This window comes from Thalassospira tepidiphila MCCC 1A03514 (assembly GCF_001662875.1).
Classification (GTDB): Bacteria; Pseudomonadota; Alphaproteobacteria; order Rhodospirillales; family Thalassospiraceae; genus Thalassospira; species Thalassospira tepidiphila.
Genome location: NZ_JPVZ01000007.1, coordinates 73,575 through 89,905, shown reverse-complemented (window position 1 = coordinate 89,905; position 16,331 = coordinate 73,575). Strand labels below are relative to the sequence as shown.

17 protein-coding genes are annotated in these 16,331 nt (G+C 57.4%); 10 read left to right on the top strand and 7 right to left on the bottom strand.

The window, feature by feature from the left end:
• The first annotated feature begins 73 nt into the window (after window positions 1-73).
• Both TH4_RS15150 and TH4_RS15145 read left to right on the top strand, forming a co-directional pair.
• Complete coding sequence (locus tag TH4_RS15150) at window positions 74-958, top strand: NAD(P)-dependent oxidoreductase (protein WP_063087726.1); 885 nt, start codon at window positions 74-76, stop codon at window positions 956-958.
• Entirely contained in the window at window positions 945-1,196 is a 252-nt protein-coding gene (locus TH4_RS15145; protein WP_064781775.1) for a GDCCVxC domain-containing (seleno)protein, read from the top strand. The genes TH4_RS15150 and TH4_RS15145 overlap by 14 nt, the downstream gene beginning before the upstream one ends.
• Before the next feature lie 13 nt (window positions 1,197-1,209).
• Here the strand turns inward: TH4_RS15145 and TH4_RS15140 are convergent, their stop codons facing one another.
• A complete protein-coding gene (locus TH4_RS15140; RefSeq protein WP_064781774.1) occupies window positions 1,210-1,755 on the bottom strand; it encodes a class I SAM-dependent methyltransferase in 546 nt (181 codons plus the stop codon).
• Between the two features lie 111 nt (window positions 1,756-1,866).
• Here TH4_RS15140 and TH4_RS15135 point away from each other — a divergent pair, with 111 nt between their 5' ends.
• From TH4_RS15135 to TH4_RS15120, 4 genes are all read left to right on the top strand, one after another.
• Window positions 1,867-2,085, top strand: a complete 219-nt coding sequence (locus TH4_RS15135; RefSeq protein WP_008890264.1) for a SlyX family protein — start codon at window positions 1,867-1,869, stop codon at window positions 2,083-2,085.
• 55 nt (window positions 2,086-2,140) lie between these two features.
• Window positions 2,141-3,316 carry a DUF3095 domain-containing protein gene (locus tag TH4_RS15130; protein WP_064781773.1) on the top strand — a complete coding sequence of 392 codons (1,176 nt, stop codon included), beginning with the start codon at window positions 2,141-2,143 and terminating at the stop codon, window positions 3,314-3,316.
• Between the two features lie 92 nt (window positions 3,317-3,408).
• Complete coding sequence (locus TH4_RS15125; RefSeq protein WP_064781772.1) at window positions 3,409-4,356, top strand: LysR family transcriptional regulator; 948 nt, start codon at window positions 3,409-3,411, stop codon at window positions 4,354-4,356.
• 76 nt (window positions 4,357-4,432) lie between these two features.
• A complete protein-coding gene (locus tag TH4_RS15120) occupies window positions 4,433-5,707 on the top strand; it encodes an MFS transporter (protein ID WP_245227922.1) in 1,275 nt (424 codons plus the stop codon).
• A gap of 107 nt (window positions 5,708-5,814) precedes the next feature.
• Here TH4_RS15120 and TH4_RS15115 read toward each other — a convergent pair whose 3' ends face one another.
• Both TH4_RS15115 and TH4_RS15110 read right to left on the bottom strand, forming a co-directional pair.
• Window positions 5,815-6,738 carry an NADP-dependent oxidoreductase gene (locus TH4_RS15115; RefSeq protein ID WP_064781770.1) on the bottom strand — a complete coding sequence of 308 codons (924 nt, stop codon included), beginning with the start codon at window positions 6,736-6,738 and terminating at the stop codon, window positions 5,815-5,817.
• Complete coding sequence (locus TH4_RS15110) at window positions 6,735-7,199, bottom strand: ester cyclase (RefSeq protein WP_064781769.1); 465 nt, start codon at window positions 7,197-7,199, stop codon at window positions 6,735-6,737. The genes TH4_RS15115 and TH4_RS15110 overlap by 4 nt, the downstream gene beginning before the upstream one ends.
• Window positions 7,200-7,296: 97 nt before the next feature.
• Between TH4_RS15110 and TH4_RS15105 the strand changes: the two genes are divergently transcribed.
• Window positions 7,297-8,205: a LysR family transcriptional regulator gene (locus TH4_RS15105; protein ID WP_083997129.1), complete on the top strand. Its 909-nt coding sequence runs from the start codon at window positions 7,297-7,299 to the stop codon at window positions 8,203-8,205.
• A 68-nt stretch (window positions 8,206-8,273) separates the two neighbouring features.
• Here the strand turns inward: TH4_RS15105 and TH4_RS15100 are convergent, their stop codons facing one another.
• Window positions 8,274-9,290 (bottom strand): MBL fold metallo-hydrolase, encoded by a 1,017-nt coding sequence (locus TH4_RS15100; protein ID WP_209272235.1) that lies wholly within the window; start codon window positions 9,288-9,290, stop codon window positions 8,274-8,276.
• A 181-nt stretch (window positions 9,291-9,471) separates the two neighbouring features.
• Between TH4_RS15100 and greB the strand changes: the two genes are divergently transcribed.
• Window positions 9,472-9,951 carry a transcription elongation factor GreB gene (gene greB / locus TH4_RS15095; protein ID WP_064781767.1) on the top strand — a complete coding sequence of 160 codons (480 nt, stop codon included), beginning with the start codon at window positions 9,472-9,474 and terminating at the stop codon, window positions 9,949-9,951.
• Between the two features lie 103 nt (window positions 9,952-10,054).
• Window positions 10,055-10,678 carry a class I SAM-dependent DNA methyltransferase gene (locus TH4_RS15090; protein ID WP_064781876.1) on the top strand — a complete coding sequence of 208 codons (624 nt, stop codon included), beginning with the start codon at window positions 10,055-10,057 and terminating at the stop codon, window positions 10,676-10,678.
• Window positions 10,679-10,689: 11 nt separating this feature from the next.
• Here the strand turns inward: TH4_RS15090 and hrpB are convergent, their stop codons facing one another.
• Entirely contained in the window at window positions 10,690-13,197 is a 2,508-nt protein-coding gene (hrpB, locus tag TH4_RS15085; RefSeq protein ID WP_064781766.1) for an ATP-dependent helicase HrpB, read from the bottom strand.
• A gap of 264 nt (window positions 13,198-13,461) precedes the next feature.
• Here hrpB and TH4_RS15080 point away from each other — a divergent pair, with 264 nt between their 5' ends.
• Window positions 13,462-13,881 carry an EF-hand domain-containing protein gene (locus TH4_RS15080; protein ID WP_064781875.1) on the top strand — a complete coding sequence of 140 codons (420 nt, stop codon included), beginning with the start codon at window positions 13,462-13,464 and terminating at the stop codon, window positions 13,879-13,881.
• 9 nt (window positions 13,882-13,890) lie between these two features.
• Here the strand turns inward: TH4_RS15080 and TH4_RS15075 are convergent, their stop codons facing one another.
• On the bottom strand, window positions 13,891-15,237 hold the full coding sequence (locus TH4_RS15075; RefSeq protein WP_064781765.1) for a prenyltransferase/squalene oxidase repeat-containing protein: 1,347 nt from the start codon (window positions 15,235-15,237) through the stop codon (window positions 13,891-13,893).
• A complete protein-coding gene (locus TH4_RS15070; protein ID WP_064781764.1) occupies window positions 15,230-16,315 on the bottom strand; it encodes an O-antigen ligase family protein in 1,086 nt (361 codons plus the stop codon). The genes TH4_RS15075 and TH4_RS15070 overlap by 8 nt, the downstream gene beginning before the upstream one ends.
• Window positions 16,316-16,331 lie beyond the last annotated feature (16 nt).

Sequence of the window (16,331 nt, the reverse complement as noted above, 5' to 3'; positions counted from 1 at the left end):
GGGCCAATGGGCGCGGACCGTTTTTGCGTCGCCAATTCAGATATCGCTACCGTCACACAAAGGGATCGCCGTCATGACCGCTCTTTCCGGGGAAAACATCGCCTTTATCGGACTTGGATTGATGGGGCGTCCGATGGCGCTCAATCTTGAAAAGGCCGGTGCAGTCCTGACCGTCAATACCCGTAACCCCGAAACCCTCAATGCCTTCGAAGACCTTGGCATTGCAACGGCCGGCACCCCGGCCGATGCCGCGGCCGAGGCCGATATCGTCATCATTTGTGTTGCCAACACGCCCGCACTTGAAAATGTCCTTCTGGGCGAAGAAGGCATTATTGACGGCCTCGAAGAAGGCACCATCGTCATCGACATGGGCACAACCTCGGTCGAAGCCACACGGCGCTTTGCCGATGTGGTCGAAGAAGCTGGCGGCACATGGATTGATGCCCCGGTTTCCGGTGGCACCCACGGGGCTGAGAACGGCACACTTTCCATCATGGTCGGTGCATCGCCCGAAGATTTCGAACGTGCCCATCGGGTGTTTGACGTCCTTGGGTCGCGCGTCACCCATGTGGGCGATGTCAGTTCCGGCCAGATTGCCAAGGCGGCCAATCAGATGATTGTCGGCATCACCATCGGTGCCGTTGCCGAAGCCTTTTCCATGGCCGATGAAGCCGGTGTCGATCTTGATAAGCTGCGATCTGCCCTGACCGGTGGCTTTGCCGATTCCGCCATCTTGCAAAAGCACGGCGAACGCATGATCGAACGCAATTTCGAACCGGGCGGCAAGGTCGTCACCCAGCGCAAGGACCTGTTCCAGGCGCTTGAATTTTCCGAAGGCGAACTGGGGGTCGAACTGCCCATCACCCGTCTTGCCATGGAACTTTATGACGAATTGATCGACATGGGTCATGGCGACCTTGATCATTCAGCATTGATCAAAGTCTATGAAGAAGACTGATGCCAATCATGTCGAACTGGTCTCGGTTCTGACCTGCCCCGAATGCGGGCATGTCGAAACCGAAACCATGCCGACCGATGCCTGTCAGTATTTTTATGACTGCAAGGGATGCGGCGAAGTTCTGCGCCCCAAGGCCGGTGATTGCTGCGTTTTCTGTTCTTACGGCACCGTCCCCTGCCCGCCGATTCAGTTGCATGGGCGCGATGCGGACGGTGGCTGTTGCGGACATGGCAACTAAGCCTCACGGCTGATCAGGCAACAATGCCCGGCTTGTGACTGCCGATACGATACAGATAAATGTGGTCTGATCCGGTTTTCATCGGCACCTCGCCAAACGCCTGCCAGCCGGAAATGGCAAAGGCGCGTGATATCAAAATGCCGCCATTTGCCATGCGCTGATCCAGCACATCGCCAACATCGCCCATCACCCTTGGGTCAAGAAAACACACAACAACGTCGCCCGGATCACGATCAAGGGTTTTAAAATCGCCCCGGATGAAATCAAGGTTGGGCCGTGCAGCCAAAACCGCCCGCATCCGGCTGATGGCATAGGGGATTGGCGAAAGCTCGATACCGGTTACTTTGACCTCCGGCCTCGAACGCGCAATCGCCAGTGCCAGATCCCCCCATCCAGATCCAAAATCCGTCACCGCCTTGGTATCACCCGGGATATAGGCGATGATTTCGTCGGCTGCCTTGGCCGATGTAGGCATCGGAACGGCCTTTAGGCGGATTGCATATCCCGCAATCAGCGCCAAAATAATGCCGACAAGGGCCAGTACGGATAAATCAGTCATCAACCATCCAGATATGTTAGGGTCCGTGCCGCGCAGTGGTGCCACAGGCATGCGCGTACCGCAAGTCACGGCATACACAGCCAACTGAACACATTTGCAGAAGATACCGGAATGAGCCACGAAGAAACCGACACCCGCATAACCGAGCTTGAAATACAGCTTGCCCACATGGAAACCGTCGTCACCGACCTGTCTGACATGATCAAAAAGCAGTGGGATCGCATCGATCTGCTTGAACGTCAGAACAAATTAATGTCGTCTGATGTTAAACGCATGATCGATTTCCTGCGTACAGCACCCGAAGACGACGCACCACCGCCGCACTATTGATGGCACGCAGGGTTTGCTGGTTTCTGGCAATCGCGCCTGCCAATGAAAGATCGATTTGACCAACCTTTATCTCGACATACCGACCTTTGACGACTTCGGAAAGGTCCTTGATGGCACGGTGTATCATGCCCTGCCAGATGACTGGTGGGTTGGCACATCCGACGTCATTGGATCGACCAAGGCGGTCGAAGCCGGTCGATACAAGGACGTCAACATGGTCGGTGCGTCGGTGATCTGCGCGGTCAGTAATGTGCTTGGCCATTCCGATTTTCCGTTTCTGTTTGGCGGTGATGGCGCAAGTTTCGCATGCCCCCCGGATCAGATTGACGGCGTGCGCGATGCGATGGCCGCCACAGCCACATGGGCCCGTGAAACACTCGATCTTGAATTGCGGGTCGGGCTGGTTCGGATTGGCGACATCCGTGCCACCGGTCGTAATGTGCGTGTTGCCCGCTATGCAGTGTCCAAGCCGGTTTCCTATGCCATGTTCAACGGGCGCGGCCTGCAATGGGCCGAAGACCAAATGAAACAGGGCCATAACCTGATTACGCCGGCACCACCGGGCACCCGCCCGGATTTAACCGGATTGTCTTGCCGCTGGTCACCCATCCGTGCCGAGGACTCTGATGTTATCTTGTCACTCATTGTTGCCCCGCGCGACCACCCGGACCGTTTTGATGAAACGGTCCGCACCCTGTTTGCCATTCTCGATGACAGCCCGCGCAAAAGCAGCCCGATCCCCGAAAACGGGCCCGGTGTCGCCTTCCCGCCGCCCGGCATGCATCTTGAGGCAGAGGCCACCAAACACAAGGAAGGCGGTTATATCAAAGCATGGCTCAAGGCGCTTTATATCGCGCTGATCGCAGCCATCCTGATGAAAACCGGCTGGAAACTGGGCGCGTTTGATCCAAGGCGCTATCGCGATTACACCGGCTATAACACCGACTTTCGCAAGTTCGGTGATGGGCTTTGGATGACGGTGAATTGCAGTTTGACCCGTGCTGAGGAAGTCGAAGCCCTTTTGCATGCGGCAGAACTGCAAGGTGACATTCATTTTGGCACCCATCGCCAACGCAGCGCGATCATGACCTGCATCGTGCCCTCCATCACAAGTGATGCGCATTTCCATTTTCTTGATGGCGGCGAAGGCGGCTATACCGCGGCGGCCACGGCATTCAAGGCAAAAAGAAAACGCGATCAGGACCTTGGCGCATCCCCCGCCAATGCATGAAACGCATCAATTGTGACGCTACAATAGATTTCTTGCATGACCATGAATTATCCCGGACACTTCCCTGATCCCGAACGGATCAGGATAGCCCCATGGACACCCGCGAGCTTGAAACCCTTATCGCCGTTGCAGACGCGCAATCCTTTCACGGTGCGGCAGATCGCCTTGGCCTGACCCAGCCTGCCGTCACCCGCCGTATTCAGCGCCTTGAAGAACGCATTGGCAAAAGCCTGTTTGACCGGGCCACCAAGCCCCTGCAACCAACCATCGCCGGGCACCGGGCGCTTACCGAGGCACGCGATCTGTTGCGCCGCCTTGAAGGTTTCAGTGACTCGGTTCTCGGCAACACCAAACGCCAGGGCCCGTTTCGCCTCGGCGTAAGCCACGGGGCCGCCCCGCTTTTGGCCGCCCAAGAACTCCGTTCCCTGCATCAGGCCTTCCCGGATATGTCGCTTTCGATCAAAAGCGGCTGGTCGGCCGAACTTCTTCCGCTTCTGCGTCGGGGCGAAATTGATGCCATGCTGTCGCTTGACGGGCCTAATGGCATTGTTGGCGGGGTGCAAAGCCGCGATCTGCCGGCAAGCTTGTCACCGCAAACCCTGCTGGATGATGAAATCGTTGCCATCGGCCCGAAATCATCCCGTCCCCATCCGACCACCATCACAGAACTTGCCAAACACCCGATGATCCTGATGCCCGAAGGATGCACCTTCCGTGCGCTTGGCAATGCATGGGCGCATAAAAACGGGGTCGAATTCACCTCCGTGCTTGAGGTATCCGCCCTTGAATTGCAGATCGAAATGGTCGCCGCCGGGGCCGGTTACGGGATCATGGCGCGGCGGTTTTGCCAGCACAGCCCAGCCGCAAAGCGGATCAAGATCCTGGATATTCCCGGCATGAACTGGGGCATGGCCATCACCCTGATCCGTCGCGCATCAAGCTCTGATCTTGACGATATTATCGACAAGGTTGGCGAACTGGTGATTAATGCGGGCAAAGCATCCGATAACCCCCATGCAGAAATGTTATCAGCATCATAATCCGAATGAATTGGACGCATAGCGCCACCGCGTTCAATATCGCCACCAAACAATAATCCCTCTCGGAGGAACGCCTATGAGCCCCACTCAAAGCTCGCCCCAAAGTCCGCCCCACAGCCCCACACGCATGACCATCATGCGGGCAAAAAAATGGTTCCCGTGGCTGGTTCTACTTTCGGGCTGCCTTGTGTTGTCGTTAAACCTTGGTGTGCGTCAGTCACTTGGCCTGTTTATCCCCGATATGCTCAATGACACCGGCTGGAACGCTGCCACCTTTGGTCTGGCCTTTGCCATTCAAAACCTGATGTGGGGCATATCCGCCCCGATCGCCGGTGCCATTGCGGACCGTTTTGGCACGGCCCGGACACTGATTGGCGGTGGCATCGTTTATGCGCTTGGGCTTTATCTGATGGGGACATCCGCGTTCCCCGGCGAGCTCTACCTCACCGCAGGTTTCCTGATCGGTACCGGTGTTGGCATCACGAGTTTTCCGGTGGTGCTTGCCGCCATCAGCCGTGTTTTCAGCAACGAAAAACGAAGCTTCGCACTGGGTCTGGCGTCCGCTGGTGGTTCAGTTGGTCAGTTGGTAATGGCTCCAACCACCCAGGCGCTCAACAGCTCGCTTGGTTACGTATCGGCGCTTGTTATCCTCGCAGCCATTTCGATGCTGATCATCCCGGCCGCCTTTGCCATGACCGGCAAGGCCGAAGGCAACAGCCCGACCGCCCCCCCCGATCTGGGTCCGCAGGGCTTGGCCGCCGCGTTTCACGAGGCCCGCAAACATCGCGGTTTCGCACTGCTCAATGCCGGTTTCTTTGTCTGCGGTTTCCACATCGCGGTGATCGCCACCCACCTTCCAACCTTTACAGAACTGTGCGGCTTGCCCCGTTCTGTCGCGGCCGAAGGTCTGGCATTGATCGGTCTGTTTAACATTGTCGGAACGCTTACGGCCGGCTGGGCCGGTGGCAAATGGCGCAAGAAATATGGCCTGTCGTTTATTTACGGCATGCGTGCGCTGGTCATCGTGATCTTTATCTTCGCACCCAAAACATCTGAAACCATCTTGCTGTTTTCGGCATCGATGGGCGCACTTTGGCTTTCGACCGTGCCGCTGACCAGTGGCCTGATCGCACAGGTCTTCGGGCCGCGTTACATGGCAACCTTGTTTGGCATTGTCATGCTGTCTCATCAGATCGGCGCGTTCTTTGGCGCCTGGATGGGTGGCATTGTCTATGACCTGACCGGTAATTTCGATGCGGTCTGGTGGGCATCGGTGGCACTCGGCGTCTTTGCCGCCATCGTCCATATGCCGATTGACGATCGCGAACTTCGGGTCGCGGCCAGAGGATAACCGACAAGACCAAACTTTGCCTTCACAAAGCAAAGCAGTACCGCAATACAAACGGGCCGTGACGCACAATTTGGCGTCACGGCCCGCTTTTCATTGAAACACTGTGATCAGGCCATCGTGACAATGATCTTGCCGCGTGCCCGGCCCGATGATTGTCGCGCAAAGGCTTGTGCGAAGGCATCAAACGGCACAGTCTGGTCGATCAGAATACGCACATTGTTCTCGTGCAGTGCCGAAACGACCCGTGCCAGGCGATCCGTGTCAGACATATGAAACACAAATTGCGCATCGATATTGTGGGCATTTGCCAATACCTCGTCAGGCGGTGCAACAAGCGATAGCAACTTGCCGCCCCTTCGCAAGACGCCGAACGATTTTTGCTGTGTCTCTCCGCCAATCGTATCAATCACCAGATCGATATCCGCAAGCGTTTCGGCAAAGTCGGTGTGGCGATAATCGATCACCTGATCCGCGCCCAGTATTCGGACAATATCAATTCCGTCACCCGATGCGGTTGCAATCACGCGCGCCCCGGCAGCACGGGCGAACTGAATGGCGAAACTGCCGACGCCGCCCGCACCGGCATGGATCAGAACCGTCTGCCCGACATCAAGATTGCCCATCTCAAACAAGGCTTGCCAGGCTGTGCCCGCTGCGGTCGGGATTCCCGCCGCAAGTTCAAACGCCATACCGTCCGGCACCTTCACAAGATAATGCGCCGGAACACAGGCAAACTCGGCAAAAGCACCGCCCGCAACCGGATCCAGTCGGGCGATAACCTTATCCCCCCTGCGCCAGTTCGTCACATTTGCCCCGACTTCTTCAATCGTTCCGGAAAGATCCGTTCCCGCCGTATATCCGAATTCCAGCGGGAAATATTCATGCAGGACACCGCTTTGCAACTTGATATCCAGCGGGTTCAATGCGGCTGCACTGACCCGGACAAGGACGTCATCCGGACCGATATCAGGTGTGGCAATATCGCCGATTACCGGTGCCCTATTGTAGCTATCAAGTCTGATCGCTTTCATCGTGCATCCCCCTGATCGGCGGCAGGCAATGCGCCCACTTGATGCAGCCAACCAAACCAGTCCTCAAGATGCCAGGTATGGGTCACCTTGCCATTTTCGACATAGTGGAATTCGTGGATCGGCATGCGAAATTCCCGTCCGCTCGCAGCAATCCCGAACCATTCGCCTGAATGCGTGCCTGTGATTTCAGCCCGCACTGCAACCCGGCCCGGCCCACCAATCATCTCATGGATGATGATGTTCAAGTCTGAGAATGCAGCCTGAAACGCCGTGATCAATGGCTTCATGCCATCGCGTCCCGGCTCCTGCCCGGGCGCAAGCGGAATATCCTGCCAGTCGCTGGTCACCGCCTCGTCGAGAAAGTCCACACCTTCTGTAAAGGCGCGATAAAGTGCCTCGACCGCTTTGCGGTCCGGGGCAGACACCCCGGAAATCACCGGTGTATTAAGTTGATCTGTCATTTTGATTACCCATTCAGGATTGTTGAATATCGGGCAATGCTATCGGCTCCTTCAGCATACTTGAAATCAATATAAATTATGCAGTAACATCCACCTGATGGATTTACATGGCATCGACCTTAATCTGCTGGTGGCTTTCGATGCGCTGATGAAAGAGCGCAGCGTCACAGGTGCGGGCATTCGCATTGGCCGCACACAACCGGCCATGAGTGCAGCGCTGTCTCGGTTGCGCGGATTGCTCAATGATGAACTTTTCATCCGCAGTCCTTCTGGCCTGCAGGCCACCCCGCGTGCCCTTGAACTTGCAGAACCACTTGGTCATGCGCTGGCCGAAATTCAGCGCACACTTGATTTTACCCAGACCTTCGATCCGACGACATCCACCGCGACGTTTTCCATCGCGGCCTCCGATCATCCGACCTTCAAGGTCCTGCCTGTCCTATTTGAAGCCCTGCGCCAGAAGGCACCGGGCATCACGCTTAGGGTCGGGAATTTTACGGCGCGCGACGATGCCATTGCGCTGCTTGATGCGGGCGAGGCCGACCTGACGATTGGCGTGCCGCCGACAGCAACGGGACGCATTCTGAACCAGCCACTTTTTTCGGAAAACTTCGTTTGTGTTCTGCGCCGTGACCATCCGGCAACCAAGACACCGCTGGATCTTCCGGCGTTTTTGTCGCTATCGCATTTGCTGGTATCACCGGAAAATGACCGCTTTGGTCTGGTCGATGCCGCACTGGCGAAGATGGGACATAAACGCCGCCTTGCCGTAACCCTGCCGACCCTGTACGCCGCCCCGCTTATGATTGCGCGTTCTGATCTGATCGCAACCCTGATGGCTGGCGTCATACCGGCATCGGGTCAGGCCGACGCGCTTGCGATCCGGCCGCTTCCTTTGGAACTTGAGCCGGTCGTTTTTTACATGTCCTGGCATCGCCGCAATGACGTACACCCCGCCCAACGCTGGCTGCGTGATTTCATCGCGGATCTGTCGCTGGATGGCTGACAAAAAGGGACCTGGCGTGAATGCACAGGTCCCCTGTCATAACGATCGGAATATAAAGTGACGGCCGATCAGCCCGCCTGCATGAAATAGCGCAGGGTCGGCGCGACAAAATGCGGATTTTCCCAGGTGGCATAGTGCCGACGGATTTGCTGTTCCAGTGCGGCGGGATCGCCGGTGGCATTTTGCACACGCTGTCTGACATCGGCGAAATAGGCCAGAACCGCCTCGGGCAATTCAGTACCGGCAAGATTGCCATGGCCGGGCACAATTATGTTGGGTGCAAGGCTGATGATATCGCGCAGAACCGTCTCCCAGCGGGCGATATCGATTTCCTCGGCCTCGATCATCGGCGGGAAGAACGGAACGATTGGAAACATGCGCTCCTCCAGCAAATCACCGGCAAAAACGATCCCCTCGTCTGGCAGATGAATGATCTGGTCACCCGGGGTATGCGCCGTTCCCCATGTCCGCATGTCAACCACTCGATCGCCAAGATCAATCCTTGCCGTTGCACCGTCATACGTCTCATGCGGCCCTGTCAGAACCACACCATCGAGAAGATGGGTCTGCTCGGGTGGCAGAACCCCGTTGCGAAAACCGTCCAGAAGAATATCGCCACGTCGCGCAAGATGATCGCGCTGTGCACTGTTGTAATATATGCGCGCATCCGCACTGAAAACCTGTGCACCAAAGCCGTGTTCGGGATGGGCATGGGTCACTGTCAGAATGATCTTGCGGCCCGGCGCCAACCGCCGCGCGACATCAAGAACATTCTCGGCACTTTCAATACCCAACCCGCAGTCAACGACAAGGACACTATCGCGCCCGACAATGATCCCGACATTGGGCACGAGCGTGATCCGCTTGTCCGGCAGGATGAAAACACCGGGCGCGATCTCAGACGGGAACCGGGCATCGACAACCGGCACCGGATTCGACGAAACCGGCGGATCAACGATGTCACCTGCTTCCTGCGCCATGGCCGGAAAGCCTGGTAACATGCCCGCCAGACCGGCGAACAACGAAAGTTTGAACAAGTGTCGACGGTCCATCGTGGCGAGATCAAACGAGGAGGACTTTTCCATTTCAGTCACCTTTGCAAACAATGATCGGGGTGCGGTGGCACCAGGGACATTTAAACAATGGATAAAGTTTGAGACCGGCGACCATTCCTCTCAAATCGATAATCGATATATGGCTGCATCTACGATTACGATGTCGAAATCGCCTCTTTCCCGCGACACGGCCTTGCGTTAAAACCCGCGAATGGACAGACCGATTTACATCACCCCCGAAGGGCTAGACGCCCTTAAGTCCGAACTCGACCACCTTTGGAAAAAGGAACGGCCGGAAGTCGTGGCCGTTGTCCATTGGGCAGCGGGCAATGGCGACCGTTCGGAAAACGGGGATTACATCTATGGCAAAAAGCGCCTACGCGAGATTGACCGCCGTGTGCGATACCTGCGCAAGCGGATCGAAGACGCCGTCGTCGTCCGCACCGAAGAACAGCCCGATCATGCCCACATATTCTTTGGCGCAACGGTCACGTATGTGAATGCCCGCGACGAAGAAAAAACCATCCGTATTGTTGGCGAGGACGAGGCAGACAGCCTCAATGGCAAGATCAGCTGGATTTCGCCTGTGGCCCGCGCCCTGATGAAATCGGGTGTCGGCGATGTCGTCACCGTTCGCACCCCCTCGGGCGAGGATGAGCTTGAAATCCTTGAGATCAGCTACCCCGGCTAATCATCACGAACCGTGCGAAGAACGGCCAAAACCGCGGGCGATTTGAATAACATATTGATATCATGTACACTTGCCCCATTCAGGACAGATGGAGAGCAAGCTTATGGGGACCGAAAACCCACTTTTGACGCGCGCCTATGCCCTGGCCGGGGACCGCGATGATATTCGCGCGGTATATGCCGATTGGGCCGAAAGCTATGACGATGACACCCTGATTGGCATGGGCTATGTCGCCCCGGCGATTGCTGCCGAAACGCTGGCATCTGAAATCAGTTCGTCGGACCGGGTTCTTGATGCCGGGTGTGGCACCGGACTGGTTGGCAAGGAATTGCATGAACAGTGCGAACCCACGATTGATGGCGTCGACCTGAGTGCTGACATGCTGAAAAAGGCGCGCCAAAAGGGCGTTTACGACGCACTTGAAACCGCCGACCTGACCCAAAAGCTTGATATCAAGGATGATGCTTACGACGGTGTCATTAGTGTCGGCGTGTTTACATCCGGCCATGTCGGCCCGAGTGCTATGAATGAACTCGTGCGCGTGATCAAGCCCGGCGCACCGGCTGTTATCACGGTTCATGAAAAGGTCTGGGACAAAGACGGCTATGCCGAGCATCTTGAGCAGATGGAACAAGACGGCATCGCCAAAATCCGTGAAATCCGCGAGGCCCCCTATCACCAAAAAGAAGGCTATTCCTGCAAGCTTTGCATTCTTGAAGCGGCCTAAGCGCGCTCACCCTACATCCGGCTTTTGACCCGACGCGTTGGCTCGGCGATCAGGGGATCGTCGGGCCAGTAATGTTTGGGATAGCGTCCCTTCATCTCGGCCTTCACCTGCGCATAGGACCCGTTCCAGAACCCGATCAGGTCACTTGTCACCTGAATGGGGCGTTGCGCGGGGGATAGCAGATGAAGCGTCACCGCGACCTTGCCATTCGCCACCTTTGGCGTTTCGGTGGCACCAAACATTTCCTGCATGCGCACCGGCAAAGCGGGTGTTGCACCGCGATAATCAATGCGGATGTTTGAACCCGTGGGGACCTGCCAATGGGTGGGGGCCAAGCGATCCATTTCCTGTCGCTGGTTCCAGTCAATCCCGGCAAGCAGCGCCTCAGACAGATTGATCTGTTTAAGCTGGCCTCGTTTGGTAATGCCGCCGAGATAGGGTGCGATCCAGTCTTCGAGTGATCCCAGAAGGCCGTCATCCGAAACATCGGGCCAGACATCGCCCTCCACCCGATGAAGAAAGGCCAGCCTTGCGCGCAAGCCTTCTGATGCCTTGTCCCATGGCAGGCAATGCAGGCCGAGCTTGCGGATACCCTCGATCATGGCCGCTGTAATCGCATCGGGATCGGCTTCGTCATGGGTGGCTTTTTCATCCAACACCAGTGCGCCAATCCGGCGTTGCCAGCGGGCGGCAACCGCATCGCTTTGCGCGTCCCAGAAGACTTCCGTGCCCTCGGAAATCTGATCAGCAAAACGGGTCTCAAGGGTGGCGCGCGCCACCGGGGCTGCAAGGTAAATCTTGGCCTCGCGCGCCTGCCCGTCGAGTTCGGCCACCGCGATATAGGGCTCCGACGCCAAGCTATCTTCATTGGGCAAAACACCGCCGCGCCCGCCCGACAGGCGATAGCGCGCGTCCGCCCCCTTGCGCCGCTCCCCGATCCGGTCGGGATAGGCAAAGGCCAAAAGCAAGCCAACCTCATCGGCCTGATCCACGCGCGCGGTATCGGGTTTTGCCAATCCGCCGTGCTTGACAGCATCGCGCAATCGGCGGGCAAGTTGCTTGGCGGCCTCCGATATCATTTTGGGCGCCCGGCCCTTGATGATCGCCTCCACCCGAATGCGCAAATCCGCCCCGCGCCCGCGCATGAAATCACGATCAGACAACAACGCCGCCAGCGCACAGGCGACATCATCAAGGCCAAGCTGCGCGCCGCGCAACATCATATGCGCCAACCGCGGATGGACCGGCAATCCGGCCATGGCAGTGCCCATCGGCGTAATGCGGTTTTCGCCATCAAGTGCTTCAAGGCCGCGCAAGACATCGCGTGCCTGATCGATCTTGGCGCGATCGGGCACATCGAGCCACGGCAGCGTTTCGGGGTCGGGAACACCCCAACGCGCCAGCTCCAGCGTCAGCGGTGCCAGATCGGCATCAGATATTTCGGGCGCGGTAAAGGGCGCACGCGCACGCTGTTCATTTTCCGGCCACAGGCGATAACACACGCCCGGTTCCAGTCGCCCGGCGCGGCCGCGGCGTTGCTCGGCACTGGCTTGTGATGATTTGACCGTGACCAGCCGCGTCATGCCCGATGCCGGATCAAACCTTGGCAGGCGTTGCAGGCCGCTATCGACCACCACCCGGATGCCATCAATGGTCAGTGACGTTTCGGCAATCGCGGTGGCCAGAACGACCTTGCGCTTGCCGTCCGGGGCGGGCTGGATCGCGATATCCTGTGCCTTGGCATCCATCGCGCCATAAAGCGGGGCTATGATGACATCACTTCCCACCGCATCCTTAAGCGCGCCTTCAACCCGGGTGATTTCGCCCTGCCCCGGCAGGAAGGCCAGGATCGATCCGCTTTCCTCGCGAAGGGCCGTTTTGATCGCGCCGGTCATTTCCACATCAATGCGGACATTGCCCCATTTATCGGGCTTGGGGGCCAAGTATTTCGTTTCAACCGGATAGGCGCGGCCTTCGGATGTGATCACCGGGCAATCGCCCATCAGTCGCGCAATCGGTTCACCATCAAGGGTGGCGGACATGACCACAAGGCGCAGATCATCACGAAGTGCTCCCTGCGTTTCAAGGGCAAGGGCCAAGCCAAGATCGGCATCCAATGATCGTTCGTGAAATTCATCAAACAGCACGGCGGCAATGCCGGAAAGTTCCGGGTCATCCTGAATCATGCGGACCAGAATGCCCTCGGTCACGACCTCGATCTTGGTGTCCTTGGAAATCTTGCTGTCAAACCGGACGCGATAACCCACACGCCCGCCAACCGCCTCGCCGAGTAACTGCGCCATGCGCCGCGCACTGGCACGCGCGGCCAGACGACGGGGCTCCAACATGATGATCTTCTGATCCCCGCGCCAGGCGCAATCAAGCAACGCCAAGGGCACCTTGGTCGTCTTGCCTGCACCCGGTGGCGCCTGCAGCACGGCATTGGTGCCCAGATCAAGCGCAGAGACAAGCTCTGGCAGGACGGCATCAATTGGCAGGGCGGGAAATCGGGAACTCATATGTTTTCAATACTCAGCTTGGCACGGCAGATGTCTGTTTGCGGGCATTGCCTAGCAATATCCCGGCGGGGTTGGCCGGGGCAATGAAAATCACGCCAGAATTTATTCTGGCAGCGGATGCCGATTGATCGGCCTCAATGCGCGCACCCCTGATCATGATAGAATGATTTTATTGTTTTGGGCAGTTTCCCGCCTTCGACCTGCAAACACGTGACGGGTCATCTGCACATAATGGTCTCATCCCTTCGGAACAGGAGACTTATGATGAAAAGATATCTCGCAATTACCGCAATCGGACTGATGCTTGCCGGTGCGCTTGGCGTCGCTCAGGCCCAACAAAGCCCGCAAATGATGAACCCTAACGGCCAAGGTATGATGCAAGGACAAGGTATGATGCAGGGTCCGGGCAACGGACAAGGTTACGGTCCCTGCAACACGATGCCGTGCAATAACGGTGCGATGGGCCCCGGTATGAGGAATGGTACTATGATGAACGGTGGCATGATGATGGGGGGCATGATGGGAAAAATGCATGGCCCGGAAATGATGATCGTCATGATGGACACCAACGGCGATGGCCAATTGGCGCTTGAAGAATTCCAGGCCGTCCATAACCGGATGTTCAACTATCTTGACGAAAACGGCGATGGCCAATTGACCGCTGACGAGCTGCGCCAACGCTAACCACCGAGTTTAGCCACCGCGCCTGATGCCAAGGATGATGCCCTGCTCCGCCCCGATGCGCTGCAGGGTCTTCATCCCGCGGGTCAGGCCATAAAGCGTTTCCATCGCGCCCTCAGCCTTGGCCCGCGATGCTGCCACGCGTGTGATGTCGTAAAGTGCGCGAAACACAGGTTCGGGCAAGGCGCGCAGGGCCGCCTCTATCTCCGCCCGGTTCGGATCGGGATGGGCAAAGCTGAGTGGCGCGGTCGGGTCAAAATTCGACATGGTTTGATCTTGCGGGCTCGACGGGTTTGGGTCGGTGTTTTCTATCACGATTGACAGTGCCCAGACCATCCACGCCTGCGTCCAGCGCATGTAATTGCGCCGATCCGGTCTGCCGTCCTTCTTGATCCCGGCAAAGAACAAATCGCGACCAGGATCAAAAAGCTTAACTGCTGCCCTTTCAGACACCCGGATCGCTCCGTCACGGTCCCCAAACCGACAAAGACTTGCCATCGCCTGTGCCACTGCATGGGCATCGAGATAGCCATCCCGCCCGGCAAAGTTGCGCGGCAGACCATCTGCTTCAAAGCACTCCGCACGATAAAATTGCCACCCACATGCAATGGCATTGTCCAGCCCCTCCATCCCCGACGTCCGCAAGCGGTCGAGAAGATCAAGAACATAACCCGTGTGAAATCCGTCCACAAACTGGTGATGGGATCGCGTGCCATAGGCCCAACTGCCATCAGCCTTTTGCGCATTGATAACGCGCTCCACTGCCTGTACGGTTTTATCATTCGGCCCGATGATCCGATGCAGCGCAAAGGCGGCCCACAAGCTGGCATTATGGATTTCAACGGCAACATGGTCGAAATAGGCGAAGTAGCCATCGCGCCAGAGTTTCTGCTCGACAAACCTTGCTGCCTCCACGAGCGCAGCCTGATCCCTGTTCATCCCGCCTTCAATCAAGGCATCAACCACGAAACTCGTCACAATCGCATTGCTTTGATGGCGCTCGGCGTGAAAAGCCCGCGCCTGCCATTCAAACGGATATCCCCATCCGCCATCCGGGTTTTGCAGTTCCAACAGGCGATCACGAACGTCACAAAGCACCACGCCCTGCGCGGCCCCACACAGCAAGGCCAGCGTTTTCGGATTGACCATCTTGGGAATGCGAACAACCTTGCGCAAACCTTCCGGACCACGCTTGATTGCCTGTAACCATGCCAACCGCGCCAAGCGAAACCGCCCAAGGCCGCTTGCGCGAAAGACAGCACTTTCAAGCCCGTCAAACGGATCGGCCCCGGCAAAGCCATCGGCGACCATGCCTGCCAGCACGCGATCCCGGATATCGATCAGATGATCCCTATCCATGATGAGGCCCCTCGCGCGCGGCAATCCCGGCAGCAATTCCGCAACAGATCAAATAATGCCCATAATTCAGCGTATTATCCGTCACCATGGTCAGCATGACCGAAAGCAGGATACAGACGGCAAGACGCGCATGGCGCACGGTCCAGAGCATCACAATCCATCCCGCCACCCAAAGCATCGCCCCGATGGTTCCGGATTCAAACAGCATGCGGAAATGATCGTTATGCAGGGCACCAAAGGATGCAAAGGATTGATAGCCAGACAGGATTTCCTCCACCGACCCGGCCCCGAAACCAAGCCATCTTTGCCCGGCAGGGCCGCCTTGCCACATCCCCCAGAAATCCTGCCAGAACGCCAAACGCCCACTGCCATGGGTCAGAAACAGGCGCGGTAGATGCGACATTGCAAACCAGCCAGCCACGGCCAATGCGACACTGCCGACAAGCCAGGTCATCGCCCGCGAAAACCGGATCATGCCCAGCAAATTGACCAACATCGCCAACACCGCAATCCGTGTTTGGCTGAGCAACACCGCCAAGGCCGATCCCGCCGCAAGCAGCCGACAGCCCCGCCACCGGGCAACCGAACAGAGCGCAAAAAGCCCCAGAAACAGAAACGGCTGATTAAGGCGCATGCCTTCATGGGTCATCTGAAACGAACTTGAAAGCAGCAGATAAAGCACCAGAACCGGTATCATCACCCGAAGGCTGTCCCGGCCAATCACAAGCCCGACCAACAGCCCGACCGGCAGCATCAAAAGGTTCCCGATCAGGCGAAGCTTTTCGAGGTTAGCCCCATTCCCAGTGGCGATGACACCAATCAGCCCGGAAAGAACCAAACTGCCAGCAAGCAAATCTGACGTAATGCGAACCGGTCGAGCGTAAGCGCACAGCATCGCAATCCAGAAACCAAGCAGAATAAGCTTAGCCGCCATCCCGCCCGCTGCGATCAGCCAGAGCGAGGCACCCATCAAAAGATTACCCGCAAGCACCAGCCAGATCGGCAGTGATACTGCTTGGCTGTCGGCTCCCGGCCCCTGCCCGGCGTAATACGCAGCCCCGGTCTCAATAGCTTTCATCGCCGAGCCCCCTGCG

Excerpts from the sequence above, each read along its gene's own strand:
- TH4_RS15115 (WP_064781770.1), bottom strand. The coding sequence starts at position 6,738 with ATGAAAGCGATCAGACTTGATAGCTACAATAGGGCACCGGTAATCGGC.
- TH4_RS15070 (WP_064781764.1), bottom strand. The coding sequence starts at position 16,315 with ATGAAAGCTATTGAGACCGGGGCTGCGTATTACGCCGGGCAGGGGCCG.
- TH4_RS15100 (WP_209272235.1), bottom strand. The coding sequence starts at position 9,290 with ATGGAAAAGTCCTCCTCGTTTGATCTCGCCACGATGGACCGTCGACAC.
- TH4_RS15110 (WP_064781769.1), bottom strand. The coding sequence starts at position 7,199 with ATGACAGATCAACTTAATACACCGGTGATTTCCGGGGTGTCTGCCCCG.
- TH4_RS15125 (WP_064781772.1), top strand. The coding sequence starts at position 3,409 with ATGGACACCCGCGAGCTTGAAACCCTTATCGCCGTTGCAGACGCGCAA.
- hrpB (WP_064781766.1), bottom strand. The coding sequence starts at position 13,197 with ATGAGTTCCCGATTTCCCGCCCTGCCAATTGATGCCGTCCTGCCAGAG.
- TH4_RS15080 (WP_064781875.1), top strand. The coding sequence starts at position 13,462 with ATGAAAAGATATCTCGCAATTACCGCAATCGGACTGATGCTTGCCGGT.
- TH4_RS15145 (WP_064781775.1), top strand. The coding sequence starts at position 945 with ATGAAGAAGACTGATGCCAATCATGTCGAACTGGTCTCGGTTCTGACC.
- TH4_RS15075 (WP_064781765.1), bottom strand. The coding sequence starts at position 15,237 with ATGGATAGGGATCATCTGATCGATATCCGGGATCGCGTGCTGGCAGGC.
- TH4_RS15105 (WP_083997129.1), top strand. The coding sequence starts at position 7,297 with ATGGATTTACATGGCATCGACCTTAATCTGCTGGTGGCTTTCGATGCG.
- greB (WP_064781767.1), top strand. The coding sequence starts at position 9,472 with ATGGACAGACCGATTTACATCACCCCCGAAGGGCTAGACGCCCTTAAG.
- TH4_RS15090 (WP_064781876.1), top strand. The coding sequence starts at position 10,055 with ATGGGGACCGAAAACCCACTTTTGACGCGCGCCTATGCCCTGGCCGGG.
- TH4_RS15150 (WP_063087726.1), top strand. The coding sequence starts at position 74 with ATGACCGCTCTTTCCGGGGAAAACATCGCCTTTATCGGACTTGGATTG.
- TH4_RS15140 (WP_064781774.1), bottom strand. The coding sequence starts at position 1,755 with ATGACTGATTTATCCGTACTGGCCCTTGTCGGCATTATTTTGGCGCTG.
- TH4_RS15135 (WP_008890264.1), top strand. The coding sequence starts at position 1,867 with ATGAGCCACGAAGAAACCGACACCCGCATAACCGAGCTTGAAATACAG.
- TH4_RS15120 (WP_245227922.1), top strand. The coding sequence starts at position 4,433 with ATGAGCCCCACTCAAAGCTCGCCCCAAAGTCCGCCCCACAGCCCCACA.